The following is a 25,857-nucleotide window of genomic DNA, read 5'->3' as shown; positions in this document are numbered from 1 at the left end:
TACTCTAGGAAGACACAAAATAAGTTCCATTAGGACCAGCGAGGTCTTACAAGGCGCAAATTCTAGGCTCGCTTGCAAATCCATAGCCAAAGCTATGGATGAAAGGGATAGAAAAATGCGACGGCACTGTGTTGCTTATTTTTGCCCGAGTCTAAACAGGAATGCAAACAACCGCCTTGCTCAGCCAAATTGCTCTGTGTCTAAAGCCATTTGGCTTTATTCGGTGTCTGCCTAGTCACCGACCAGTAACAAGGGCAACCAAACCAGCACCATGATGGTCACAATAATAATCGCCATCATGAGTAACGCCGCCGCCGCAACCACCAACGCACTCTGCGCACTGAGCAAAACCAGCATAGCGACCAACAACAACCAAGAACTCATCCAAATTGGTCTTGCCACGCTGGCCATTGCAAATGCAACCGCATCAAATCCTTTAGCAAACATCGTCAACTGTGCGCGTTGATAGCGACTGAAGAAATGCACCACATCATCAATAATCACGCCGAGGCTAAGCATCAATAACACCGGCAGCCATTCGGCATCAAAACCGAGTCCCCAAAATGTCGGCCAAAGTGCCATCAAAAAACTCTGCAATGCAATGCCCAGTAACCACGCCAACAGCGTCAGCCACAAAGTAAATAACACCATTTTAATCGAACGCCAATACAGCATAAATAAAGCAGCAAATAACCCGAGCATGGTTAACAACTGGGCATTCAGCAACACATTTTGATAATACCAACCTAAAACAGCGGTTAGCAAAAGGCTAAACCCTAATAAGTATTTACGCAGATAGCGATGCTGTTTTAACCACTCAATCCAGCCGCGAAACGCATTGCGATCGCGACTGTTACCAACCCGAAACTCTAAAAAAAATGTCAATAAAATCAAAGGAAACAAGCTTATACTCAAAATCAAACTTAACAGTGCACCGAGCGTTACAATCCACGCCATCTGGCTAAAATCGGGATGCAACCAAGCGGCAAACACAAATCCCAACGAAGTGGTTAAATTGGATAAAAAAATCGGTGTGAAGTTTAATTTCAAAGCCTCTGCGACCGCATCAAACTGATAAAGACCGCGCGCCATTTCTCTAAGAACGGTGCTTAACAGATGAATTAAATTGGCGGAAAACATTGTCACCACCACCAATAACGCCAACAACCCTTGTTCGTTAAGCGCCAACCCCAGCCAACCTAAAGCGGCAAATATCCCCCATAAAATAAGCCAACTTAACGCAAACTGCAGCGCGGCGGTTTTATAAGAATCCGCCATCCATCCAAGGACAAGGCTCATTAAAACGGTGGCTAAGAGCAGCGCAGCGATAATCGGTGTCACACTTGTCCAAGCAAAATCCAAAAGTCCGTAAGACAGAACTAACCAAATTAACCCAAGACGCCAAGACAGCGCTTTTTTGTTGTGTGCCAAAATTTGCACCCAATTAAATGCCCAATTATTCATCGGTTTTATTTTCCTCTTTAAGCATGCTTTGTTGACCATTTGCATCACGAATAATGCCAGATTCACTCCCTAAGCACGATGCAGTGGTTTAAAATAGGCCACATATTTTTGGTAAGTTAAAGTAAACACAACAAAACTTATGGCCGTTCTCAAAATTCCGTATTTCCCACTTGGCGACTTTCCGCTCAGTGGCCACCGTTCGCGCACAACGCCTTGCAATCTCTCAAGCGCCGCGCTTTTCATTAGCCAACTGCAACAGCAACACCCTTTTTGCGTGGTGCTGACCGGCGATTCGCAACAAGCCAATCAGCTACAACAACAGATTGCCTTTTTCAGTGCCGAACAAAATACGACCTTATTAAGTTTTCCAGAATGGGAGACTTTACCGTACGACCCGTTTTCGCCGCATCAGGATTTGATTTCCGAACGTCTAAAAACACTGTATCGACTGCCGCACTGCACCAGCGGTATTTTGGTGATTCCTGCAGCACTCTTAGCGCAAAAAGTCATTCCTAAAAACTATCTGGCACAATTTACCTTTCTGTTTAAAACCGGCGACCTAATTCATCCCGAACAACTGATCGAACAACTCACCCTCTCCGGCTATCAGCGCGTCAGTACGGTACTAGAGCATGGCGACTATGCGGTGCGCGGTGGGATTATTGACCTCTTCCCGATGGGCTCAAAAAAGCCGTTTCGTTTAGACCTGTTTGATGACGAAATCGAATCCATTCGCAGTTTTGATCCAGAGAACCAATTGACGATTGAAACCATCGAGCAAATCGAACTTTTACCGGCCAGAGAGTTTAACGTAAACCCCGCCGGAATAGACCTTTTTAAACAGAACTTCCGCCGCTATTTCGGCATGGACGCGCACCAAAGCCAACTGTATAAACAGGTCAGTCAGGGAGAGTCGGTTGGCGGCTTAGAATATTACCTGCCGTTTTTTCACTCAGAAACCGCCACTTTGTTTGACTACCTGCCCGAAAAAACGTTGTTTATTGATTTTGATAATTTAGAGCCAGCACTCGAGAAAAACCGCAAAGACTATCAAGAACGTTATCAAATCGCGCAATACAACAGCGATTTTCCGGTAATTCAACCGCAAGACCTCCTATTGGCTGACGAGGTGATTATGAGTGTGCTCAAAACGCGCCACCGTATCAGCATCGCACCCACCAATCATCAAGCCAAAATCACCCATAAATTCAATGCACACACTCTGCCGGACTTAAGCATTGAAAGCGCGAGCGAATACCCACTCGCAAAACTCAATGGCTTTTTGGATACGATGAAGCAACCGATTGTTTTTTGCGCCGAATCCACCGGACGGCGAGAAACACTGCTAACCGTGTTAAGCAAACACCTTTCACAAAAAAGGTTTGCTAACCCAACGCTATGCCACAACTGGGCAGAATTATGCGCTTGGCAAGAGCAAGCAAACTCGCGAGATGCGGCGATTCTCGTTGGCCCGATTGAAAACTCACTGTGGTTAGATAACCTCTGCATCATCACCGAAGCCGATATTTTTGGACAAAGCGTCCAACAGCGCCGCCGTCGTAAAAGTCGCCACCAAGATTTTACCGCCGCCGTCGCCAATTTAGTTGAACTGGAAATCGGCAGCCCGATTGTGCATATCGACCATGGCGTCGGTCGCTTTCTGGGACTAGAAACCATGGACATTCGCGGCACGGTGCATGAGTTTTTAAAAATCGAATACGCCAAACAAGCCATGCTGTATGTCCCAGTCAGCTCGTTGCACCTAATCAGTCGCTATACCGGCGCAACCCCAGAAAGTGCGCCATTGCACCAGCTAGGCACCGACAAATGGGAAAAAGCCAAACAAAAAGCTGCACAAAAAGCGCATGATGTCGCCGCCGAACTGCTGGATATTTATGCACAGCGTGCCGCACGCAAAGGATCGGCTTTTGCTACCGATGAAGAAGCCTATGCCCGTTTTGCGGCCAGCTTTCCATTCGAAGAAACCCCAGACCAATATATCGCCATCGAATCGGTGTTAGCCGATATGCGTTCCGATAAACCGATGGATCGCCTGGTGTGCGGTGATGTTGGTTTTGGTAAAACCGAAGTAGCAATGCGCGCCGCTTTTATCGCCGCCCACAGTGGCAAACAGGTCGCAATGCTGGTACCCACCACCCTATTGGCGCAACAGCATTTTGAAAACTTCCGCAACCGTTTTGCCGATTGGCCACTGCGCGTTGAAGTCTTATCGCGTTTTCAAAGCGCCGCACAGCACAAAGTGATTTTGAATGATTTGGCCGCCGGCAAAATCGACATTATCATCGGCACCCATAAACTGATTCAAAAAGACGTTTCCTACCAACAGCTCGGCTTGATCATCATCGACGAAGAACACCGTTTTGGCGTCCGCCAGAAAGAACAATTGAAAAAAGTCCGCGCCGAAGTCGATGTTCTGACCATGACCGCAACCCCAATTCCACGAACCCTAAATATGGCGATGAACGATTTACGCGACCTGTCGATTATTGCCACTGCACCAGCAAAACGCCTCGCGATACAAACCTTTGTCCAGCAATGGAACGAAGAAACCGTACGCGAAGCTTGTCTGCGTGAAATTCGCCGTGGTGGTCAAGTTTACTTGCTGTATAACCATGTAGACCGAATCGAGCGCATGGTCGAACAAATGCAAGCCCTAATTCCCGAAGCCAAAGTCACTTTTGCGCACGGCCAGATGAACGAACGGCAACTCGAATCGGTAATGGAAGACTTCTATCACCGCCGTTTTAATATATTAGTTTGCACCACCATTATCGAAACCGGGATTGATATTCCAACCGCCAATACCATTTTGATACATCGTGCCGACAAATTTGGTTTGGCGCAACTGCACCAACTGCGTGGGCGAGTCGGTCGTTCACATCATAAAGCTTACGCCTACCTGTTTACCGGCGACAAGGCGGCGATGACTCGAGACGCCGAAAAACGTCTCAGCGCCATCGCCAAACACAACACCTTGGGGGCCGGCTTTATGCTCGCCAGTCATGACTTGGAGATTCGCGGTGCCGGCGAACTGCTTGGCGACGGTCAGTCAGGGCAGATCCAAGAGATTGGGTTTGGCCTCTACAGCGAAATTTTAGAACGTGCCGTTAAAGCGCTCAAATCAGGCAAACAACCGGAACTCAATACCCAACTGCACCACGGTTGCGAAGTCGATTTGGGCGAACCCGCATTGATTCCAGAAGATTACCTACCGGATGTGCACAGCCGCTTAGTCTTGTACAAACGCATTGCTACCGCTCAAAATAAAGAAGCACTCCGTGATCTGGAAATCGAAATGATTGACCGTTTTGGACTGCTTCCGCAAGCGGTGAAAAACTTGTTTATGGCCGCCGAAGTCAAATTGACGGTTGAAACGATTGACGTATTAAAAGTTGATGCTTCCGAAGCGATGATTCGCGTGGTGTTTGGTGCACAACCGAATATCGACATGGCAAAAACCATTTTACTGCTGCAACAAAACCCTAAACGCTACCAGATGAAAGGACAAAACGAGATTAAAATTTTCGATACAATGCCTTTGCTGGAACAGCGTCAAACGGCTATTGAGTTATTAGTCAAAATGATTCGTCCAACCGCTTAACTTACTACACAACGGAACGCCGCAATGGATTTTAAACGCCTCTCCTCACCGCTTGTCTTTCGCCGTTTAACCTCGACGTTAAAACGCTTTTTGCTCGCCTTCGCGGCCTTAACCTTGTTGCTAAGCCACGCCCAGGCAGCAGAACCATTACCGCGTTATAAGGTTGAAGTGATTGTTTTTGAACAATTGGCGCTTAAAGGCTGGACAGAAGAAAACTGGCCGGAGCTGAGCAGTACAATGGATTTCGGCAATAGCACCTCTTACCTCAATCAAAATCAAAAACCGCTGTACATTAAAGCCAGCAACACTTCGCTTACGAGCGTGGTGCAGCGTTTGGGCAAAGGTTACCGCCCTATTCTTCATGAAGCTTGGACACAATTTGCCTACAACAGCAGCAAATCCCCAAAGGTCTCAATCGAACAGAGCAACGCCTCCAGTAGCTTAATCGGCACAGTTAAAGTCTATAAAACCAAGTTCTCGCATATCGAGCTGGATTTAGAACTCGAGCGCCGCATTCCTAGCCAAGTACGCGAAGCCCTAGCGGAAAAACTCGGTATACAAGCCATCTACCTACCCGACACTTGGCGCTTCAAACTGCAAGAAAAACGCAAAGCCGACAGCGGCGAACTGCACTACTTCGACCACCCGCTATTCGGCGCACTGGTCAAAATAGATAAATTGTAACGAGAGTCTTATCGTCAAAAAACAAAAGGCGTTAGAGCGACAAACTCTAACGCCTTTTTCATTTTCTCATCAATGCTTATGCTTTTGTTTTCTGCAACAATGCATCTGCTCTGTCACCGTCATCTGGAAATACGCCGCTTCCGATAGAAAATACCAGTGAATAGGATTGATCATTAATGATAAAGGGCGCTTGCAACTGTTTACAAAGTTTGTCGACTGCAAGCTGCAAATCACTTTTCAATTTAAGGCCAGACAACACAACCATGAAAGTTCCGACATCGATTCTGGCAACATAATCTGAATAGCAAACAGACGACACTATACGCTGTGCAGCATGCTGTAATACTATATCTCGATAATACAATCCAAAATCATTGCTAATGTTTTGAAGCTTATCAAACTCTATTGAGAGTACAGCAAAAGATTGCTTTGACATAGATGCACGATACAGAATGTTATCCAAATAACAATTAAAAGATCTTTCATTCGGAAGATTTGTAACTGAATCAAAAACTGAACGCTTTTCTTCTCTCTCAGCTTCCTGCTTCTTGAGGGTAATATCCTCAAAAATGTGAATGTAAAAATGTTGATGGGATAGTTCATCAAAAAAACGAGAAACTTGTAACCGCTCCAAATAAACACGCCCTGATTTAGCTTTATGCCAAACCTCTCCTTCCCAATAACCTTTGATATTGACAGAGTCTTTCAGGGAGTGATAAAAATCTCGAGGGTGGCGGTCAGATGAAAGTATGCTTGTTTTTTCCCCGATAATCTCTTTTGATGAGTATCCAGTAATTTCGGAAAGTCCTTGATTACCTCGGATAATAATATCCTCTTCATTCGCGATAAGAACGCCCTGCTGTAATTGATCAATCGCAGAAACAAGCAACTCAGACATTTGGAAGTTATTGACAGATGATTCAAAAGGAACCACGATAACCGCATATAATTCAGATAATCCATGATTTGCATAATCTGGCAGGTCAATAGGGTGAATATGCAAAACAAACATTTTTCCATCTACATTGGCTAGCCCAATTTCAGATTGTTCACCTGATTGCTTTACATTATAGAAATAGATTGAGAACTGTTTTTTTGAATTTAAGTCGAAAAGAGAATGAATTTGATTCATTTTATTTAAATTCGATCTAATATCGAAAAAACTATCTGCAGAAGGGTTTCTTTCAATTACAGCCCCAAGTCTATCGATGATCAAAAAAGGTCTATTTACTTGATGAAAAAAACTATTGAACAACTCATCATTGAACGAAACCTTACTCGCTCGAACCAAACGTTCATCCAAGTAGTTTTGTTCAGTTTCAGCAATTCGCTTATTTAGATACTTTATTTCAGAACGCGCAAACTGAAGTTCCGCTAATAAAGCGGAATTTTCAGCCTTTACCAAGTAAAATTCATTTTCCGTAGCCATAACTAGTCCGTAGTTAAAACCGGAAAATATCGTTTTGAATACTCTTCTGGCGTTAAAATCTTACCAATATAGTGTGTTTTGTCCTCAAAAGTTAAAGCCTCTGTTTTAAACTTAAGCAAGATTCGCTCACCAGATTTCTTTTTGAAGGAGACGTCTCTCCAAACACTGGTTTTCCCCGTTTCATTTTTTGATAAATAAGCCTCTAAATAATTTTTATCTGAATTTTGAAGAGATTTTGGCATTAAAATGTCAATATTTTTATAAATCAGTTCACTGGAATGGAAGCCAACCACATTCAAAGCTCGAGTATTTGCATAAATAATGACGCCTTTATCATCTAATACGACCAGCGCGTAATCCAGATCATCACCAACCATTTCAAATGATTTAAGGTAAAGAGGCTCTTTGTGTAATTCACTAAAGTTATATGGGTTTTCCAGGAACATAATGACGCCTGAAATACTTTTTGTTTCCGCTTGATAAGGCACGAGACGAATCTTATATAGTTTCGATTTAAATGTCGCCTGCAAGACCTTGGTTTCCTGTAGAGCCAAAACCTGCATTAACTCACTTCGCAGATTAGGTAAATCGATATCTAAACCAATTGTTGTCACAGTCTGATTAATGACACTTACACCTAAACCTAATAGTTTTTTGGCTTCTTGTGTAAAACGAACCACCCTCAAACGAGAATCAAGCAGAATGACGACCTCATTCATGTTTTCCAGCATATTTTGCAAATCGCTATTCAATTGCTCAAGCTCATGCCCTTTAACTTCCAACTCTTGGTTAACGGTTGAAAGCTCTTCATTCGTTGACTGCAATTCTTCATTAGATGTCTGCAATTCTTCATTAGTGGACTGTAATTCTTCATTAGAAGATTGAAGTTCTTCGTTCGTGGACTGAATTTCTTCATTAATCGTCTCAAGTTCTTCAACGGTGGTTTGAAGGCGCTCTTTAAAGATTTGAATTTCGTTTTCTAGGTGCTTTTGCGCCTCTTGGCGTTGCGGATCCAGTTCAGAAGGATTAACGAAAAAGTTATCATCAACCAAGGTAGGTAAAAACGAAACTAAATAGCCAAAACTGCCTTGCTCGTTTAACTCCACTCGCTTAATGTTGATAAATAACAGTTCTCGATCTTTGCCAGAATAAAAAAGTGACTGCGATGTCGCGTGACCCTGTAATTTTGCTTTTGAGAAAAGAGAACGGATATCCATTTTGATATCCCCTTTTGCCAAATTCATAATGTTTACGTCTAAAGAGCCTTGAGGTAACTCAAGGTAAGAGTAAATATCACCACGAATATGCAATACATTGCCATCCTTATCGATCAAAGCGATCGCAGGAACGATTTCGTCAAGTAAAATTCTATCGATTCGAGCAGAGATAGAACGTCTCTCTTTTGGAATCGATATATTCGGCTTTTCAACGACCGCACGAGCATAATTGTTTGCACTTTGAATTCTGTCTATCGTGGGAGATAAGCCGTAACTTTTACGAATAAAAATCTGACTTTTCTTTAAATAAGCATCAAACAAATCTGGCGCATTATTAAGGGCAGATTCAGACTTCCCTAAGAATAGAAATCCTTTTTTATTCAGTGCAAAATGGAAAGTTTGCAATACGATTTTCTGCAATTCATTTGAAAAATAAATTAAAAGATTTCGACAACTGATCAGATCCATTTTTGAAAATGGCGGGTCCATGATAACGTTTTGTTTAGCAAAAACGACTTTGTCTCGTATGACTTTACTAATCTGATATCGATCTTCTTTTTTATGGAAAAAAGTCTCCAAAATTCGAGGCTCCATGCCTTCGACTTGCGCAGCGGCATAAAAACCTTTTCGGGCTTGATTTAAAGCGAAATCATCAATATCCGAAGCAAATATCTGGAACGGAATCGACAGCTGTTTGTGCAACATTAATTCGTGCAAAATGATGGCGATAGAATAAGCTTCTTCACCGTTAGCGCACGCCGGAACCCAAATACGAATTGGATTATTCACCTCAGTACGATCAACAATTTCTTCCAGAATGATTTTCAAATCAGAAAATGCTTTGGGGTCACGGAAAAACTCTGTCACTGAAATAAGAAAATCTTTGGCCAATGATTCCGCTTCAGTCGCATCTTTATTTAAAAAGTTCGTATAGTCTTCAATGCCATTGAGACGATGAAAGGCCATTCTACGAGCAATACGACGGTTTATTGTCTTGTGCTTATAACCGCTAAAATCTAAGCCCGTTTTATCAAAGATGCATTTAAAAATTCTTTCAAGATGCGTTGAAGGTTTTGGCAAGACGTCTTCCATCGGCGTTAATTCATTTGTTGCAATGAATTCATTTACTTTCAGAGCAATATCTGCTGGCGCTAGCACCAAATCAGCGGCTCCGATTTCAATCGTCGCTTCAGGCATCCCACGGTATCTTGCTGTCTTTGGATCCTGAGCAAAAACGGTTCCGTTGCCGGCTTTAACAGCTAAAGCACCCTGCGCTCCATCTGAGCCAGTTCCTGACAGAATAACAACAATCGCTTTTTCACCAATTTCGCTTGCTAAAGATTGTAAAAAATAATCAATCGAGGGTTTCGGGCCTACGGCCGCGGCTGGTGACAGTACAACTTTATCTTTCTTAAAGACCGCATTATGACCGGGGGCAATAATATAAATTATCCCTTTCTGTGGAGTAATGTCTTCATCCAAGAGTTCAACTGTCATATCTGTCGTACGACTCAACAAATCTTTAAGAATCGTTGGGTGCTTTGGATCTAAATGCTGAGCAATAAAAAAGTAGGAGTCAGAAACCTTTTTAAATGAATGTAAAAATTCAGTCAAGGCCTCTAACCCGCCAGCAGAAGCCCCCAATACAACCCAAAAAGAATTGTTGTTACTCATCAATTCAACCCTTTATTTTTCATGTTTTTGTTTCCAAACAAACATATTATCGTATGAGAAACTTAATAAGCCAGTATTTGGTATAAGCCTCTCAGTAAAAAGGTAGCTAAGAAATCTATAATTAAATCAGATTGATTTTTCTCAGCGCTTCCCCGAGTCCGTTGATTATTAACGCAAAAATTGTCAAATCAAGACATAAAAACACTGCGTTAGGTGTGAGCTTAAGCATGCAAAATCACACGATGCAGAAGTAATCATTTTAGCTAGCCTCTACATTCTCATCGTTTTTTTCGTTGCTTCAATTAACGCTTCCTGTTTTCGAATAAGGTCATTCAACTTCATTAAAGCTTGTTGATTTTTTTCCGTCGTTTCATTCATTCTTTGTTGGAAGTTGGCTTTGTCAACAAATGATTGATTTTGCCCTTTGCTCGTGTCACGCATAAGTTTGTCATTCTTGCTGAGCTCTTTATACAAAAATTCAATCTCTTCTCTTTGCTCTATATTCTGTTCAATAAGTGCAACTTTTTCTTCAGCATGGGCTATATGCAAAGTGATTCGTACTTCTAGTTCAACTGGATTCACAGGCTTTACCATAAAGTCGACACCGCCGACCTGAAAAGCTCTAATCATTGAATAAGCTTCTTCAGAAGCTGTCATAAACATCACTGGAATATGAGACAGTTCTGGATTATGTTTTAAAATTCTACAGAGCGTAAAACCGTCCATTTCCGGCATTGAAATATCCAAAACAATCATATCTGGGACAGTGTTTTCAAGAACTTCAAGCGCACTCTCAGCAGATAAAGAGAGTATGACGTCAAAATCATCTTCTAGCTTTGACTTAAGCACTTCTAACATGACTTCATCATCATCAATGACTAATATGGTTTTTTTATTTTTCAAATTAAACGGCTCCTATTCGCCACTCAAACTGTTTTACTCTTCGAGTACATAAAAAACTAAACAATTCATACTTTAGCTTATTCACAAGTCGAACAGCAGTGTCTTCTATTGATATTTTTTACTTATAATTTTTATAACTGAACACGGGTGAGACACCGAGTAAATCCATATTGACTTCGGCACGGTCTTGCAGAGTGCGATTTCTAGGCTTGCAAATCCATCTCATACCAACTTTGAAAAATTAACTGCGCTGTTTTTCTTGCTTTGTCAAATCTAGATATGCGCGCAAACAATCGCCTTGGTCATTTAAACTCTTTGTGCGTGAAGCCGTTTGAACCTGTTCTATGTCTCGTCAACTTTTCGACTATCATACCTATTTTTTCTTATATAAAAGCAAAAAAGCCACTTATCAAAAAAGATAAGTGGCTTTTAATTTCTCTCAATAAAACTTGAGACGCTAGGCGGAGTGCCAAAACGGTGAATCAAGTGTTGGCGTGCTCGGTTGTGCCGAGGCCTGTTCGGCCATGATTCCGGCTTCGTAACCAAGGCGGCCTGCTTCGATTGCACCTTTGAAAGCTTGCGCCATTAACTGCGGATTTTGTGCATGGGCGACGGCGGTGTTTAAGAGTATGCCGTCAATGCCCATTTCCATCGCTTGCATAGCGTGTGATGGTTTGCCGATACCGGAGTCGATAATCATGGTTATGTCCGGAAAACGGTCACGAATCGCTTGAATGGCATAGGGGTTTAAGATGCCTTTGCCGGTGCCAATCGGCGACCCCCACGGCATAATCACCTTACAACCCAGCTCGACCAAGTGACGCGCAATGACCAAATCGTCAGTGCAATACGGCAGCACTTTAAAGCCGTCGTTGAGCAGAATTTCCGTGGCTTTCACCAAATCAATTGGATCGGGTTGCAGGTTAAAATCGTCGCCGACCAGCTCCAATTTAATCCAGTCAGTTTGGAAGAGTTCGCGACTCATCTGCGCCATAGTCACCGCTTCTTTAACAGAATGACAACCCGCGGTATTCGGCAATAAATGTAACCCCAAAGATTGAATGATATTCCAGAAATTTTCACCGCCAGAACCGCCTAACGCTTGCGGGTTTTGCCGACTTAAGGACAGAGTCACCACTTGAGCGCCACTTAAACGAATACTTTCTTGCATAACGTGTGGCGATGGGTAAAGCGCACTGCCAATTAACATCCGACTTGGCAACTGAGTACCATAAATATCTAACATAGCCTTTCCTATAAAAGCGCTTTAACCGCCTTGAATTGCTCCGATGATTTCCAGTTCATCGCCCTCTTTTAATTCAGAATTGGCATATTGCGAACGCGGAATAAACTCTTTATTAAGCATCACCACAAAAGGCACATTACGCACATTAGGCGCACAGCTTTGCAACGCCATTTCTAACGAACAAGGTTCACTAAGTTGCCGAGCTTCACCGTTCAGAATAATCTTCATGCAAACTCCAAAATTTCTGGCGCTGACTCTTGCAGAATCGTCGGAATCTGCTGCAGATACAACGGATTAAGACGATTACCCAGTAAATAATTACGGCACAAATCAACCATCACCGGCGAGAGTAAATAGCCGTGACGATAAAGGCCGTTAAGACTGATTACCTTTCCGCTAACACGCATTTGTGGCTCATTATCCACATAGGCCGGACGCAAACCGGATTGGTTGTATTGAATTTCCGCTTCGGCAAAACCGCTATGCACCGAAAAACAAGCCGACAACAGCTCTAAAGTGGAACGTACTGTCGGCTGTCGTGCATCTTCGCTCTCCAGTTGTGTCGCACCGACCACAAAATGATGATTCGCTTTGGGAGCGATATACAAAGGATAACGCGGATGCATTAAGCGTAGCGGTCGCTGCAAAGTCACTTGGGGTGCATATAACCGCAGAACTTCGCCGCGCACGCCGCGTAAATCGCTTTGCTGAGCTTTAGCGCCCAGACCACGACAATCAACAATCCAATCAAATCCCTGCAGCACTTTGCCATTGACCACTAAGCGCTGAGCTTGAATCTCTGCCTTAGCGTGACAATGCCAATCAATACTGGCGTATTTGCGTAAACTTGTCGCTAATACGCGCAATAATTCTCGATTGTCTAACTGCCCTTCATCCGGCAAGAACAGGCCTTGTTGAAAACGCGAATTAATCTCCGGCTCCAAAGCGTGTATCTGGGCTTTATCGACACGTTGGTAGTTATCGCCTTTTAGATTGCGTTGCAGCTGGGTCAGACAAGCGCGGTCCTGCTCAAAAGCCACTAAGAGCGAGCCTTGTTGCTGGAAAAACACCGGTTCGTGTAACTGCTGCAAAATCTTTGGCCAGAGCTTAAGCGATTCCTCACCCAGCGCCATAATGCCGTGACTGCTCTCCGCCGATTCCGCCAAAGGCGCTAACATCGCCGCGGCTAAATAAGCCGCACTCTGTTCTGCAGCGCCAGAATCTTGGTCAAACAGCGTGATTTGGGCATCGGCGCGCAATTGAAAGGCAAGCAAACGCCCAAGCAGACCGGCACCAACAATCGCAATTCGTGGCAAAGCCTCCGCCATAAATCAGGCTTCCTTCTGGTAAATTTCGCTACCGGACTGAATAAATTCTTGCGATTTTTGTTTCATGCCTTGTTTGATTTCATCTAACGAAATTTCAGTTATTTGCCCTGCCGCTTCTTGCTCTGCAGCGTAATCACGCACTTCTTGCGAGATTTTCATCGAACAGAATTTCGGCCCACACATTGAACAGAAGTGCGCCACTTTACCGGACTCTTGCGGGATGGTTTCATCATGATACTCACGCGCACGTTCCGGATCCAATCCCAAGTTAAATTGATCAACCCAGCGGAACTCAAAACGCGCTTTCGATAAAGCGTTATCGCGAATTTGTGCCCCCGGATGACCTTTGGCCAAATCACCAGCGTGCGCGGCAATTTTATAGGCCATCAAACCTTCTTTAACGTCTTCTTTATTTGGCAACCCTAAATGCTCTTTCGGCGTCACATAACACAGCATCGCACAACCGTACCAACCGATATTGGCCGCGCCGATACCGGACGTAATGTGATCGTAACCCGGTGCAATGTCGGTGGTTAGCGGCCCAAGCGTATAGAAAGGCGCTTCGCCACACACTTCCAACTGCTTCTCGACGTTCTCTTTAATCATGTGCAATGGAATGTGCCCAGGGCCTTCGATAATCACCTGCACATCGTGTTGCCACGCAATTTTAGTGAGCTCGCCAAGCGTTTCCAGTTCGGCAAACTGCGCCGCGTCATTTGCATCGGCAATCGACCCCGGGCGCAAACCATCCCCTAAAGAGAAGCTAACGTCATAGGCTTTCATGATTTCGCAAATTTCTTCAAAATGCGTATATAAGAAGTTTTCTTGATGGTGCGCTAAGCACCATTTGGCCATAATTGATCCGCCACGCGAGACGATACCGGTGACGCGTTTCGCGGTCATCGGTACATAACGTAGCAGAACACCAGCGTGAATCGTAAAGTAATCCACACCCTGTTCAGCTTGCTCGATTAAAGTATCGCGAAAAATTTCCCACGTTAAATCTTCGGCGATGCCATTTACTTTTTCCAACGCTTGATAAATTGGCACAGTGCCAATCGGCACCGGCGAGTTGCGCATGATCCACTCGCGAGTTTCATGGATATTACGTCCGGTAGACAGATCCATCACGGTATCCGCACCCCACTTAGTCGCCCAAACCAATTTTTCGACTTCTTCGGCAATCGAAGATCCCACCGAAGAGTTACCTATGTTTGCGTTTACCTTAATTAGAAAGTTGCGCCCGATAATCATCGGCTCAGATTCTGGATGGTTAATATTGCAAGGAATGACTGCGCGACCGCGTGCCACTTCATCACGCACGAACTCCGGCGTAATGTCTTTAGGAATACTGGCGCCAAACGATTGTCCCGGATGTTGCTGGGTAATCATCTGTTCCCGTACTTCCGCGCGCTGCATATTCTCACGGATAGCGATGTATTCCATCTCTGGGGTGATAATCCCTTGGCGCGCGTAGTGCATCTGAGTGACATTTTTACCCGGTTGCGCACGGCGCACTGGCGGCAGGTTCTCAAAACGAATATGATCCAGACCCGCGTTGGCCATCCGCTCTTGGGTGAATTTTGAGGTGACCGAATCCAATATTTCAGTATCGCCACGTTCGGCAACCCAAGCAGCGCGCAATTTTGGCAACCCCTGATAGACATCAATTTGCACACTGGGGTCAGTATAAGCACCGGAGGTGTCGTAAACGTTAATCGGTTCATTCTTTTCTAAAACCGGATTGTCTTCCGGCCCAGAAACATAGGTATCGCTCAAGCTAATTTGACGCATACCCACTTGGATGGCGTGCAATTTACCAGGAACGTAGATTTTTTTGGAACTTGGAAAGGATTGTCCGGAGACGTTTTGGATGAAGGCTTCCGCAGCAGCACGGCGCTCGCGACGATCAGTGGCTTTACGGTTTAAGGAATTTTCAGTTGAACTCATGACTCTCTGCCTGTTTTACATTAACGAAAAAGGCGAAGAAGCTCAGTAGACAGTTTGAGATAAATTGTTGAAAACTAAACTCAGCCAAGATTTATTCGTCAGGCTTGTTCGTTTTGTGTTGCATGGCGAAAGTGCCATACACTTGTTCCCTTCGCTGGTCCTAACCAGATCAGGTTCAACGGATCCCGCTTGCGCGATCTCAGCCTATGTCTAAAGGCACTCCGACAAAATTTTCACGAAGTATAGCGACTAAGCTCACGAATGAAAAGAGACAAACACGATTAAACTTTATAAAAACTGAGTTTATGACCCGCTTCTGCATGGAGTACGTAGAATCCGATATTGTACCGATTGATGGCATCCGCTATAGTTGACCCACGAGTAAAAACGTTATGCAGCCCCTTGCTGAAAACAAAGGGAATTGACACTACGCCTTCGCTTAGTAGGTGAAAAAATTCCCTTTATAAATCAATAAAATAGAAAACAATTCAAAGAACAGAAAGCACACTATGAACTCTCTTAGCCAAGTATTCTTCACCTCGTCTCGCCAGCCGCACAAGCGTGCGCAACGTCTTACACAGAGCGTTTTGGCGGCTTGTATCACTTTTGCAGGCAGTAACGCTTATGCCTTTAACCAAAACGCCTGTTTACAAACGTTTCAAGGCGAAGCCTTGGAGGTCTGTAAAGCCGCCATTCAGGGTAATCCGCAAGCGCGTTATCAGTTAGCGCGCGTCTATGGCGATGCGGTTAATTCCAATATGGTCGATTACGAGCAGTCCTTTTTCTGGCACCGCGAACTGTCGCGCCAAGTGCTCAACGAAAACTTACAAGACCCAGTCTACTCTTTGGCGCTTTATAACACCGGCGTGATGTATTCCGATGGTGTTGGCGTGCAACAAAATGTTAAAAATGCCGTCTTTTGGTTTGAAAAAGCCGCACAACGCGGCGAACCTTTAGCAATGACGCGCCTAGCGATGATTTATCAAAGCGGTGCGCCGCAAGTGAAGGCGGATTTTAAACAGGCGCAAAACTGGCTAGAAAAAGCCGTGGCCAAAGACAATGCACAAGCCAAAGTGATTATGTCCAAATGGATTTTAGAAGGCAAAATCAATAAACCTGAAATTCAGGCCATCGACCTACTCAAAGCCTCTGCGATTCAAAAATCGCCACAAGGCAGTTTTGCGCTAGGCAACATGTACGCAACCGGCTATAAAACAGTGATTAAACAAGATTTAATCGAAGCAAAAAAACTTTACAGCATTGCCTGTAGCCAATATATGCTGGATGCGTGTAAACGTTACCACGACATTGATACCACCGGAAAAATCCTGCCGTAAACAAGCCCCAAGCATAACAAGGGTCGCTGTGCGGCTATTGTCACCGAGTAGGCTTTAAAATCCCGTCAAACAAACTACAATACCCCGGTTATTCTTATCAATAATCGGGAGTTATTATGTTTACCATCGAACCCATTGACGCCATAATTTATCGCCGTAAATCACGTAATGCGACCTTAGTCATGCTGGCGATTTTTATTGTCATCGGCTTTCTATTTGCCAGTCTGAGCGTGCATTATCTAAGCGAATACAACAGCAATAAGTTGGTGCTGAATTTTCTCGGCGCTTTCGTCGGCTTGTTGATCACCGCTGTTATCGTTAAAAAATTCATGGCCGACAAGCCGATTATGGCCGAGGCGATGTACGGTTTTCGCCTAAAACGCAATCTGATGCACGTCACCAACCGTCTGCGTCACATTCAAGAAGCGGTGCAAAAAGACGATCCACAAGCGATGAAAATTTTGCGTTTTTATCATCTTGGCTTAACCCAAATGCATCAGTTTGAACAAAACAGCAGTGCTTTATTGGATATGGAAGTGGAAAAACGTCAACTAGAACAAAAAATGACACATTTAGGATTAGAGTTAGAGCAACTCAGTTTCGACCCAGAATGGGTTAAACACTATCAAGAAGACAGACAAGACGATTAAGTTTTCGTCTTGCGTAAACGCAAAAAGCCGACATAACGTCGGCTTTTTACTTTGCAAAACAGAGCGGTTCTTAAAAATTAGAACGCTTGTTTAACACCCAGAGCTACACCGTCACGATCAGTTTGAGCTGCAGAAGTGAAGTCTGTGTTAGTGTATAACGCGTGTACTGTTGTTTTTGGCAGTACATTGTAGAATGCACCAACAGTGATGTTATCGCCGTCTGCATGACGACCAGTTGCTGCCGCATTATCAGAGTCAACCATACCGTAAGAAGCCGCTAGCTTCATAGATTTAGTCGCGTTGTACGTTGCATTGATTTGAGTCAATGTTGTATCACCAGCATCATCTAACATTTCGTAAGATAGGTTAACATTCAATGCACCCATGTTTGCACCAGCGTATACACGCGTTGCAGAATCAATGTTTGCAGAACCGGCTACTGGAGTTGTTCCATTCTTGTCTAACATCATATGGTTAACACCAAATTTCATGCCGCCTGCTGCATATTCAACACCTACACCTGCGCCAGCATCAACACCAGCAGTTTCACTCATAGAGTAGCTAGCGTTAAAAGTTAGACCACCCATTTTTGGTGAGTAGTATGCAAATGAGTTTTCCGAGAAACCATTAATTAGGTTAGAAGAACCGTAGTTAGAACCACCGTTTGCAGTACCCGCAGAAGTATCGTAGAACGGGTCTTGTTTAACGCCCGTCATTTTGTATGGAGTAGAAAGACGACCGTAAATCAATTTACCCATTGATCCTTGAAGACCGGCAAAATAGAAACGGCTTGTTAGTGGCGTTGTAGCAGCGTCATTGTTAGCGCCCATTTCAATGTGGTAAATCGCTTTCAAATCACCTTCGCCTTGAGAACCTTTAATCCCAATACGAGAAGCGTTGTTTACAAAAGCAGAATCTGTAGCACCAGCCATGTCACCAGTTAAAACCGATGCACGGAAATCACCGTAGATAGTATTTTCTGCCATTGCAGGGGTAGTGAATGCTGCCGCGATGCTCGCAAGTAGTAGCGTCTTTTTCATTTAGAGTCTCCATAGTGTTTTTATTTTTTTGTAAAGAATTCTGAATTCATTAGCGAGTAAACCTTATTTACCGTCAAGAATTTTTACGCTGGCAAATTTATCACTCTACAAGCCCATGCGTTATTAAAAACTTTGTATGTATAAATAAGAATTAGTTATTAAAGACATCCCTAATCTGCTTAAACCCAGCCTAAAAACCTTAAATAACAAAGAGTTAACAATTAAATTGGACGCAAATTTGTTATTTATGTAACTTAATTACATAAATAACAACCTTTAACAAACAGGGGGAATTGCGAACTTTTCGCTTGGGTGATACAGCGAAACACAAAACGATCAATTTTACACAGAGACAGCATGCTTAGTCTTTAGGGTAATGCGAGATCCAAATATAGACGCCATAAAGCAGAACAAACCCGAATACCAGCAGATAGCTTGTCGGCGCGCTCAACAAATTCACGGCAAAAACCAAGGCAATCGCTACGGGGGCAATCCACTTAAGGTCAAACACTAAAGCGCGCTCAAAAGTGCTATTAAGATTAAGCTGGCTTCGGCGTGTCTCCTTATCCATCACCCAAGCAACAAATAGACTCATCATCAAACCGCCAAGCGGCAACATAATATTTGTGGTGATAAAGTCCAAAGTATCAAAGATATTGCGATCACCCAAAAGTGAAAAAGACTTCCAATGGTTAAACGACAGTACACTGGCGATACCAATCAACCATATCAGACCACCCAATGCCCAAGCTGCTGGCGCGCGTCTTATCTGCCAGCGTTGCTCTAACCAGCTTAATGCGGGTTCGATTAAAGAAATTGCTGAACTCAGCGCGGCAATAATCACCAACGCAAAAAACAGAGTACCAAACAACCACCCGCCCCACATCTGCCCAAAAGCCACAGGCAAAGTTTGGAACAGCAAGCCTGGCCCTACCGCGGGTTCTAGCGAATTGGCAAAAACAATTGAGAAAATCACCAAAGCGGCCATGATGGCAATCACTGTGTCGGCAATGGCAATCCATATCGCCGCCTTAACCAAGGACGCTTTTTCATCAAGATAAGAACCGTAGACCATCATCGCACTCATCCCAATACTTAAGGTAAAAAAGGCGTGCCCGATTGCCACCAACACCCCTTGCCAACTTAATTTTGCAAAGTCCGGATTAAACAAAAAATGAAAACTCTGGCCGAAAGCCCCTGTCGTGGTTGCATAGCCCAACAACACCAGCAAAATCAAAAACAGTCCGGGCATCATCCAGCTAATCGCTTTTTCAATGCCACTGCGAATCCCTCGCGCGACAATGAAAATCGTCACCAACGAAAAAATCGTGTGCCATAACAACAGCTCCCACGGATTAAGCAACAATTTATCAAAGTGCGCGCCCACTTCGCTGCTACTGATATTGATAAAGGCGCCCTGGGCACTGCTAACAAAATAAGCGACCGCCCAACCGGCAATTACCGTATAAAAAGAGAGAATCAACGCACCGGCTAGCACCCCGTTTAAGCCCAGCAACCACCACCAACGGCTGGCTTTAAACTGCGCTGCCAGATAGCCCATCCCTTGCACCGGATTGGCTTTGGCGCTCCGACCCAAAATCAACTCAGCCAGCAAAATTGGTAAGCCAATCAGCACAATAGCCGCAAGGTACACCAACACAAATGCGCCGCCACCGTTTTCACCTGTAATATAGGGAAATTTCCAAATATTGCCCAACCCGACAGCCGAGCCGATGGCCGCTAATATAAACACCGTCTGCGACGACCAGGATACCGGTGAAACTTTTCCTTGTTGCATACGCTTTCCTCTTATAATATTTGGCAATTGAATTTTATTATAACCCAAGCATATGCATATTCAGGCCAACTACTCCCTGCTCAAACACAACACTTTCCGTGTCAATATTCGCAGTCAATATTATGTGGAAATCAATAAACAGAGCGACATTCTGACCCTTCGTACCGATGTTAAATTGGCCTCATTACCGTGGCGCATTGTCGGCGACAGCAGCAATTTACTTTACACACATAACTTCCCCGGCGTCACGCTGCGCTGTACCTTTAACAAAATACGCATTGTTAAAGAGGACGATGAAAACGTATGGTTGTCGGTAGGCGGAGGAGTGAAGTGGCATGATTTGGTGGAATACACGGTAAATAAAAAATGGTGGGGGCTAGAAAACTTAGCCTTAATTCCGGGTACAGTTGGCGCGGCACCGGTTCAAAATATCGGTGCTTATGGTGCAGAAGCACGCGATGTCATTACCCGTGTACAAACGCTTAATGTGTATGACGGTTCACATCGTGAGTTTCGTAATGCCGAATGTAACTTTGGGTACCGCACCAGTATTTTCAAACAAGAATACATCAACCGCTTAATGGTCTATCGCATCACCTTGCGTTTAAGAAAATTTTCACATGGCCAAGCAAATTTATCTTATGACCCCTTGAAAGTTGCTTTGCAAGACCATAAAAAAGAAGAAATTACCCCGAGAATGGTGTTTGACCAAATCGTCAGTATTCGACAACAACGAATCCCTGATCCCGCGGTGCAAGGTAACGCCGGAAGTTTTTTCAAAAACCCTGTGGTGGATGACAATTATTTCCATACTTTGCAAAACGATTACCCAGACATACCGCACCACAAAATGTTGGACGGCAGTTACAAAATTCCAGCCGCATGGTTAATTGAAACTTGCGGCTGGAAAGGCCACCGACATGGCTCTGCTGGCGTCTCCCAGAAACACGCTTTGGTGCTCGTCAACCTTGGCGGCGCGACTGGAAGCGAACTAGCGGAATTGGCTCAGCTGGTGCAAGAAGACGTAAACCATAAATTTGGTATTTATCTGGAACCCGAAGTAATCATCCTATAACAACAATAAAATGCTCCACATCACCATTCTCATTTTTTGATGTCAAGGAGAGAGCCTATGCAGCGCAAAACTTATTTAAGTGCGCTTGGTGGTTGTATGTTGTTGTTTTCCGCGCAAAGTATTGCTTGGCAAGAGCAAACCACCGTTGAAAATAACCAGCACGTGCAAGTTTGGACGCAGTCCGTCGCCGATACCAACTTCAAAGCATTTCGCGGTCAAGTAACCATCGCCGCACCGATGCAAAGCGTATTTGACTTTATTGGCGCCACCGAAAAATCCCCAGAATGGTATTTCAAAACCAAATCCGCCAAATTGCTTAAACAGCTTAATGCTAAAGAGTTTTTAATCTACAGCATTACCACCGCGCCATGGCCGGTGAGCGACCGAGACAGCATAACGCGAGTTAAAGTGGAAGATGAGCTGCCCGGAGAAATCACCATTCGTTTGCGCGCTGAACCAGAAGAACTGCCACCACAAGAAGGCATGGTGCGTATTACCAAACTTGACGGCTATTGGCACTTAAAAAAACTGGATGAAGAGCACACTGAAGTCACTCTTGAAGTCGCCGCTGAACCCGGTGGGTTGCTGCCGAGCTGTTTGGCCAATAGCATGGCTTATGAAATGCCGTACGAATCATTAAAAAATCTCAAACGGATATTGGAAAAAAACCAATAATCCAAATACCTCATCGCTTTTATAAGGAGACAGACCTCGTCTCCTTAAATTTAACGTAAACGGGCGAGAAACATTCGATCAAACCGAACGAGCTTTTACGCAGACAGTGCCTCTAAAAATTACGACTATCAGATTCACTTTGAATTTTTTAGCGCCTCAGTCACCGAGCCTTCAGAGAGATTCTCCACTTCCAAATGCAGAGTTCTTGTTGGAAACGCCATTTGCGCACCATTGCTTTCCACAATCGCCATCACTTTTAACAAAACATCTTGCTTGATTTCATGAAACAACACCCACTGTGTGGTTTTGGTAAAGGTGTAAATAAAGAAATCCAGCGAGGAATGATTGAAGCCATTAAAATTTACAATCAACGTTTCTTCGGTATCGATTTCCGGATGATTCTGCAACATAGCGCGCACATCTTGAACAATTTTTGCCATTTTATCCGCGTCGGCATAACGGATTCCCATTGTCTCTTTAATGCGTCGATTGCTCATCCGCGACGGGTTTTCAATGGCGATATTAGCAAAAATTCCGTTCGGGATGTACAGTGGTCGCTTATCAAAAGTGCGCACTGTTGTCATCCGCCAACCAATCTTCTCTACCGTACCCTCAATCTCTTTATCTGGCGAACGAATCCAATCCCCAACGGTAAAGGGTTTATCCAGATAAATCATCAAACCACCAAGCACATTACCCAGCAAATCTTTCGCTGCAAAGCCCACGGCAATACCACCAATCCCCCCAAAAGCGAGTAAGCCGGTCAAACTCACGCCAAACGCATTTAAGAAGAACAAGCCGGTCAGAACAAAAGCGAGCAATTTGATGATTTTCGCCAAGGCTTCAACCGTCAACTGGTCAAGGCGTTCATCTTCACGCGCCCAATCCTTTAGATGACGCTCTAAACGCTGCACTAATCGGATGACAAACCAACCTACCGACAAGGTCAAAATAGTCGATTTAAAAGAGTCCACAAACGGGATTAAATCGACATAAACCCCAAATTTTAAAATGAGTGTATTGAGTGCCAGAACCGTCCCCGTCACCCAAATAAAAAAAGACGCCGGCGCACGTGCAGCATCAACAAAACTGTCTAACCAGACTTTTTCATGACGTAGCAGTTGATAATGCAAACTACGCAAAACGCGGCGCTGTACCATGTCTGACAAAGCGGTTACGGTCAAAATAATTGTTACTACCAATAGCCAAATCTGCCCGCCAAACAGCTCGACCAATTCATTCCAGAAAGGTAACAAGCCTTCAAAAAAGGCGACCCATTCATTCCATTGCATCACGTTGCTCCAATAATCAACTTACAGTAGCGAGCCGGAAAAATCCCCGTAAACATCACTCAATACTTGTTGCTCAGCCCAAACATTTAAAAAATCAACCGCTTGCACAGCGGCTTGCCACTGCGGATCAAACCGCAGTTTTTCAAAACTGTAATGATGATGCCCGTGCAGACGAATTAAACGAGCATGGCTCAATAAATCACCTTCCCAAAGCAATTCTGCCAGCACTTTATCGGCCGCTTGCGAATCATTACACAGCAAAACCAAATCACAGCCTGCTTGTAACGCTTGGCGCACGCGCTGTGTTGCATCGCCAAACTCAACCGCCGCTTGCATCGACATATCGTCGCTGATAATCGCGCCTTCAAAATGACACTGTTCACGTAAAATGCGTTGCAACCAGTACTCTGAAAAACCGGCTGGTTTGGAATCCACCTGTGGATAAATGACATGTGCAGGCATGACTGCATCCAACCCATTTGCCATTAAATGCAAAAAGGGCTGCAGATCGTTTTGTTGTATCTGTTGCAAACAGCGAGAGTCCACTGCGGTTTCTAAATGCGTATCGGCTTCAATAAAACCGTGCCCTGGAAAGTGTTTGCCAACCGAGGCCATACCTGCACGACGCATCCCTTGCATCAGCGCATGACTTAATGCTGCAACACTTTTAACCTCACCGGAAAAGGCGCGATCGCCAATCACTTTGGACCCACCATAATCCAAATCCAATACTGGCGCAAAACTAAAATCCACACCACAAGCGAGCAGTTCAGCGGCCATTAACCAACCGATTTTATAAGCCGAATCAAGCGCCAACTTTGGCTCTTGCTGATAAAAATGACCCAATAAGCGCATCGCAGGCAAGCGACTAAAACCATCTCTAAAGCGTTGAACACGTCCACCCTCATGATCCACCGCAATCAGTAAACGGGGGTGGCGGAGTTTATGAATTTCATTGGTTAATTCGCGCAGCTGGGCGACGGATTCGAAGTTACGACTGAATAAAATCACCCCTGCGACTTTCTCATCCAATAAGCGTTCACGCTCCACTGCATCCATTCGGGTCCCTTGGACATCAATCATAATGGAACCTAAGGACATTGCTCGACTGGCGAAATACTGCATACAAATCCTTTATACCGATGCGATTTTCAGCTGTTATAGTGATTGCAAATTGTAACCACAGAAAAGCGTTTATGGGAGATTTTCTTATGGCGGAACTAATCGGGATTGCGGTGCATCAACAAAGCCGTGGCGCTATCCAAAAATTAACCCAAGCCCAACTTAACCCGCACAATGGACTGGGCGATTACCGCGGCGCGAAAAACCCGAGAACCAGCGTTACCTTGCTGAGCTTACATTCTTGGCAAGCCGCTTTGGCCGAAACGGACGACTTTTTTGCGCAAGAGATTGATTGGATTGAGAGGCGCGCCAACTTATTGATTGATGCCATTGAGTTTAGCAATGCCATGATTGGACGCCGCTTACAAATTGGCGAGGCGATATTGCAAATTACTTGTGAAACCGATCCCTGCTCCCGTATGGACAGCATTGCCCAGGGATTAAAAAAAGCCTTAACGCCGAACTGGCGCGGCGGCGCGCGCTGCCAAGTGATTCACGCGGGAAAAATTGAATGCGGAGAACAGGTACAGTGGTTAGATTAAAGATTCTTTTGCTGGCGGCCGCGAATATCAAGATAATCGCGAAACTGATCGCCAAGCAGATTAACTGCCAGCACCAATAACATCAATGCAATACCGGGCGCTAACACCAAATGTGGCGCAACTAATAAATAACGCGTGCCCTCTTTAATCATATTGCCCCATGAAGCGTCCGGCGGCTGTACACCTAAACCCAAAAATGACAAGCCAGCCTCGGCCAATACGGCGCCGGCAATACCAAAGGTTGCTTCGACCCCTAAAGGAGCCATAATCAAAGGCAACAGATGACGATAAAAAATCTGGTGATCCGGAACGGCTAGGGCTTTCGCCGCAAGAATATGTTCACGCGAGCGCAAACTAAGGGTCTGCGCACGGGCTAAACGTGCATAACCGACCCAACCGACGACGACCAAAGCAAACACCACATTTTCGATGCCCGGCCCTAAGACCGCCGCCAAGGCAATCGCCAACAACAACCCCGGAAACGCCAAAAACACATCAATGACTTTCGTCAAGACACGGTCAATCCAACCCCCGTAATAAGCACTGACAATTCCGACAGTGGTGCCAATCAATGCCGAAAAAATCACCACGCTCAGCGCCACCATCATCGACGTTTGTGCACCAAGCAAAACACGTTCTAACAGTGGCCGCCCTAGTTCATCGGTGCCAAAGAGATGCGCACTCGACGGCGGTTGCAGCAAGCTTTGCAAATTCACCGCATTGGCGCTGTCACCCACAAACAAGGAGGCGACCACCATAATCAGCCAGAGCATTAATAAGGTTAAACTCAATTTATAAATCATGCGCTT

Annotated in this window: 20 protein-coding genes and 1 riboswitch; of the genes, 7 read left to right on the top strand and 13 right to left on the bottom strand. The window is 44.6% G+C overall.

Annotated features, from left to right (window positions below; genetic code table 11):
• Positions 1-231: 231 nt before the first annotated feature.
• Positions 232-1,464 (bottom strand): RND transporter family protein, encoded by a 1,233-nt coding sequence (locus HRR27_RS06205; RefSeq protein ID WP_173271932.1) that lies wholly within the window; start codon positions 1,462-1,464, stop codon positions 232-234.
• A 139-nt stretch (positions 1,465-1,603) separates the two neighbouring features.
• Between HRR27_RS06205 and mfd the strand changes: the two genes are divergently transcribed.
• Complete coding sequence (mfd, locus tag HRR27_RS06200) at positions 1,604-5,086, top strand: transcription-repair coupling factor (RefSeq protein ID WP_173271930.1); 3,483 nt, start codon at positions 1,604-1,606, stop codon at positions 5,084-5,086.
• A 24-nt stretch (positions 5,087-5,110) separates the two neighbouring features.
• Positions 5,111-5,770 carry a CsiV family protein gene (locus HRR27_RS06195; RefSeq protein WP_173271928.1) on the top strand — a complete coding sequence of 220 codons (660 nt, stop codon included), beginning with the start codon at positions 5,111-5,113 and terminating at the stop codon, positions 5,768-5,770.
• Positions 5,771-5,846: 76 nt separating this feature from the next.
• On the opposite strand, the gene HRR27_RS06190 is transcribed toward HRR27_RS06195, so the two are convergent.
• From HRR27_RS06190 to thiC, 7 genes are all read right to left on the bottom strand, one after another.
• Positions 5,847-7,199 (bottom strand): diguanylate cyclase domain-containing protein, encoded by a 1,353-nt coding sequence (locus HRR27_RS06190; protein ID WP_173271926.1) that lies wholly within the window; start codon positions 7,197-7,199, stop codon positions 5,847-5,849.
• A 2-nt stretch (positions 7,200-7,201) separates the two neighbouring features.
• Complete coding sequence (locus HRR27_RS06185) at positions 7,202-10,090, bottom strand: CheR family methyltransferase (RefSeq protein ID WP_173271924.1); 2,889 nt, start codon at positions 10,088-10,090, stop codon at positions 7,202-7,204.
• Positions 10,091-10,360: 270 nt separating this feature from the next.
• Complete coding sequence (locus tag HRR27_RS06180) at positions 10,361-10,993, bottom strand: response regulator (RefSeq protein ID WP_173271922.1); 633 nt, start codon at positions 10,991-10,993, stop codon at positions 10,361-10,363.
• A 457-nt stretch (positions 10,994-11,450) separates the two neighbouring features.
• On the bottom strand, positions 11,451-12,239 hold the full coding sequence (locus HRR27_RS06175) for a thiazole synthase (RefSeq protein WP_173271920.1): 789 nt from the start codon (positions 12,237-12,239) through the stop codon (positions 11,451-11,453).
• 21 nt (positions 12,240-12,260) lie between these two features.
• A complete protein-coding gene (thiS, locus tag HRR27_RS06170; RefSeq protein WP_173271918.1) occupies positions 12,261-12,467 on the bottom strand; it encodes a sulfur carrier protein ThiS in 207 nt (68 codons plus the stop codon).
• Positions 12,464-13,567: an FAD-dependent oxidoreductase gene (locus HRR27_RS06165; protein WP_173271916.1), complete on the bottom strand. Its 1,104-nt coding sequence runs from the start codon at positions 13,565-13,567 to the stop codon at positions 12,464-12,466. The genes thiS and HRR27_RS06165 overlap by 4 nt, the downstream gene beginning before the upstream one ends.
• 3 nt (positions 13,568-13,570) lie before the next feature.
• Complete coding sequence (gene thiC, locus HRR27_RS06160) at positions 13,571-15,517, bottom strand: phosphomethylpyrimidine synthase ThiC (protein WP_173271914.1); 1,947 nt, start codon at positions 15,515-15,517, stop codon at positions 13,571-13,573.
• A 129-nt stretch (positions 15,518-15,646) separates the two neighbouring features.
• Positions 15,647-15,751: riboswitch (TPP riboswitch) on the bottom strand.
• 275 nt (positions 15,752-16,026) lie between these two features.
• Between thiC and HRR27_RS06155 the strand changes: the two genes are divergently transcribed.
• A complete protein-coding gene (locus HRR27_RS06155; RefSeq protein ID WP_173271912.1) occupies positions 16,027-16,854 on the top strand; it encodes a tetratricopeptide repeat protein in 828 nt (275 codons plus the stop codon).
• Positions 16,855-16,970: 116 nt separating this feature from the next.
• Complete coding sequence (locus HRR27_RS06150) at positions 16,971-17,504, top strand: DUF3087 family protein (protein WP_173271910.1); 534 nt, start codon at positions 16,971-16,973, stop codon at positions 17,502-17,504.
• 77 nt (positions 17,505-17,581) lie between these two features.
• Here HRR27_RS06150 and HRR27_RS06145 read toward each other — a convergent pair whose 3' ends face one another.
• Positions 17,582-18,544, bottom strand: a complete 963-nt coding sequence (locus HRR27_RS06145) for a porin (protein ID WP_173271909.1) — start codon at positions 18,542-18,544, stop codon at positions 17,582-17,584.
• Between the two features lie 361 nt (positions 18,545-18,905).
• Positions 18,906-20,342 (bottom strand): sodium-dependent transporter, encoded by a 1,437-nt coding sequence (locus HRR27_RS06140; protein WP_173271908.1) that lies wholly within the window; start codon positions 20,340-20,342, stop codon positions 18,906-18,908.
• Between the two features lie 52 nt (positions 20,343-20,394).
• Here HRR27_RS06140 and murB point away from each other — a divergent pair, with 52 nt between their 5' ends.
• Together murB and HRR27_RS06130 are read left to right on the top strand one after the other, a co-directional pair.
• On the top strand, positions 20,395-21,417 hold the full coding sequence (gene murB / locus HRR27_RS06135) for a UDP-N-acetylmuramate dehydrogenase (protein ID WP_173271907.1): 1,023 nt from the start codon (positions 20,395-20,397) through the stop codon (positions 21,415-21,417).
• Positions 21,418-21,474: 57 nt separating this feature from the next.
• Positions 21,475-22,092, top strand: a complete 618-nt coding sequence (locus tag HRR27_RS06130) for an START domain-containing protein (protein WP_173271906.1) — start codon at positions 21,475-21,477, stop codon at positions 22,090-22,092.
• Between the two features lie 134 nt (positions 22,093-22,226).
• Here HRR27_RS06130 and HRR27_RS06125 read toward each other — a convergent pair whose 3' ends face one another.
• Complete coding sequence (locus HRR27_RS06125) at positions 22,227-23,384, bottom strand: mechanosensitive ion channel family protein (protein ID WP_173271904.1); 1,158 nt, start codon at positions 23,382-23,384, stop codon at positions 22,227-22,229.
• Positions 23,385-23,405: 21 nt separating this feature from the next.
• Positions 23,406-24,509, bottom strand: a complete 1,104-nt coding sequence (gene nagZ / locus HRR27_RS06120; protein WP_243830896.1) for a beta-N-acetylhexosaminidase — start codon at positions 24,507-24,509, stop codon at positions 23,406-23,408.
• An 86-nt stretch (positions 24,510-24,595) separates the two neighbouring features.
• Here nagZ and HRR27_RS06115 point away from each other — a divergent pair, with 86 nt between their 5' ends.
• A complete protein-coding gene (locus HRR27_RS06115; protein WP_173271902.1) occupies positions 24,596-25,048 on the top strand; it encodes an MOSC domain-containing protein in 453 nt (150 codons plus the stop codon).
• On the opposite strand, the gene HRR27_RS06110 is transcribed toward HRR27_RS06115, so the two are convergent.
• Complete coding sequence (locus tag HRR27_RS06110; protein ID WP_173271901.1) at positions 25,045-25,851, bottom strand: ABC transporter permease; 807 nt, start codon at positions 25,849-25,851, stop codon at positions 25,045-25,047. The genes HRR27_RS06115 and HRR27_RS06110 overlap by 4 nt on opposite strands.
• Positions 25,852-25,857: the final 6 nt, after the last annotated feature.

This window comes from Thiosulfatimonas sediminis, assembly GCF_011398355.1.
GTDB classification, from domain to species: domain Bacteria; phylum Pseudomonadota; class Gammaproteobacteria; order Thiomicrospirales; family Thiomicrospiraceae; genus Thiomicrorhabdus; species Thiomicrorhabdus sediminis_A.
The sequence above is the reverse complement of the archived record's forward strand: the minus strand, read 5'-3'. Positions and strand labels throughout refer to the sequence as shown.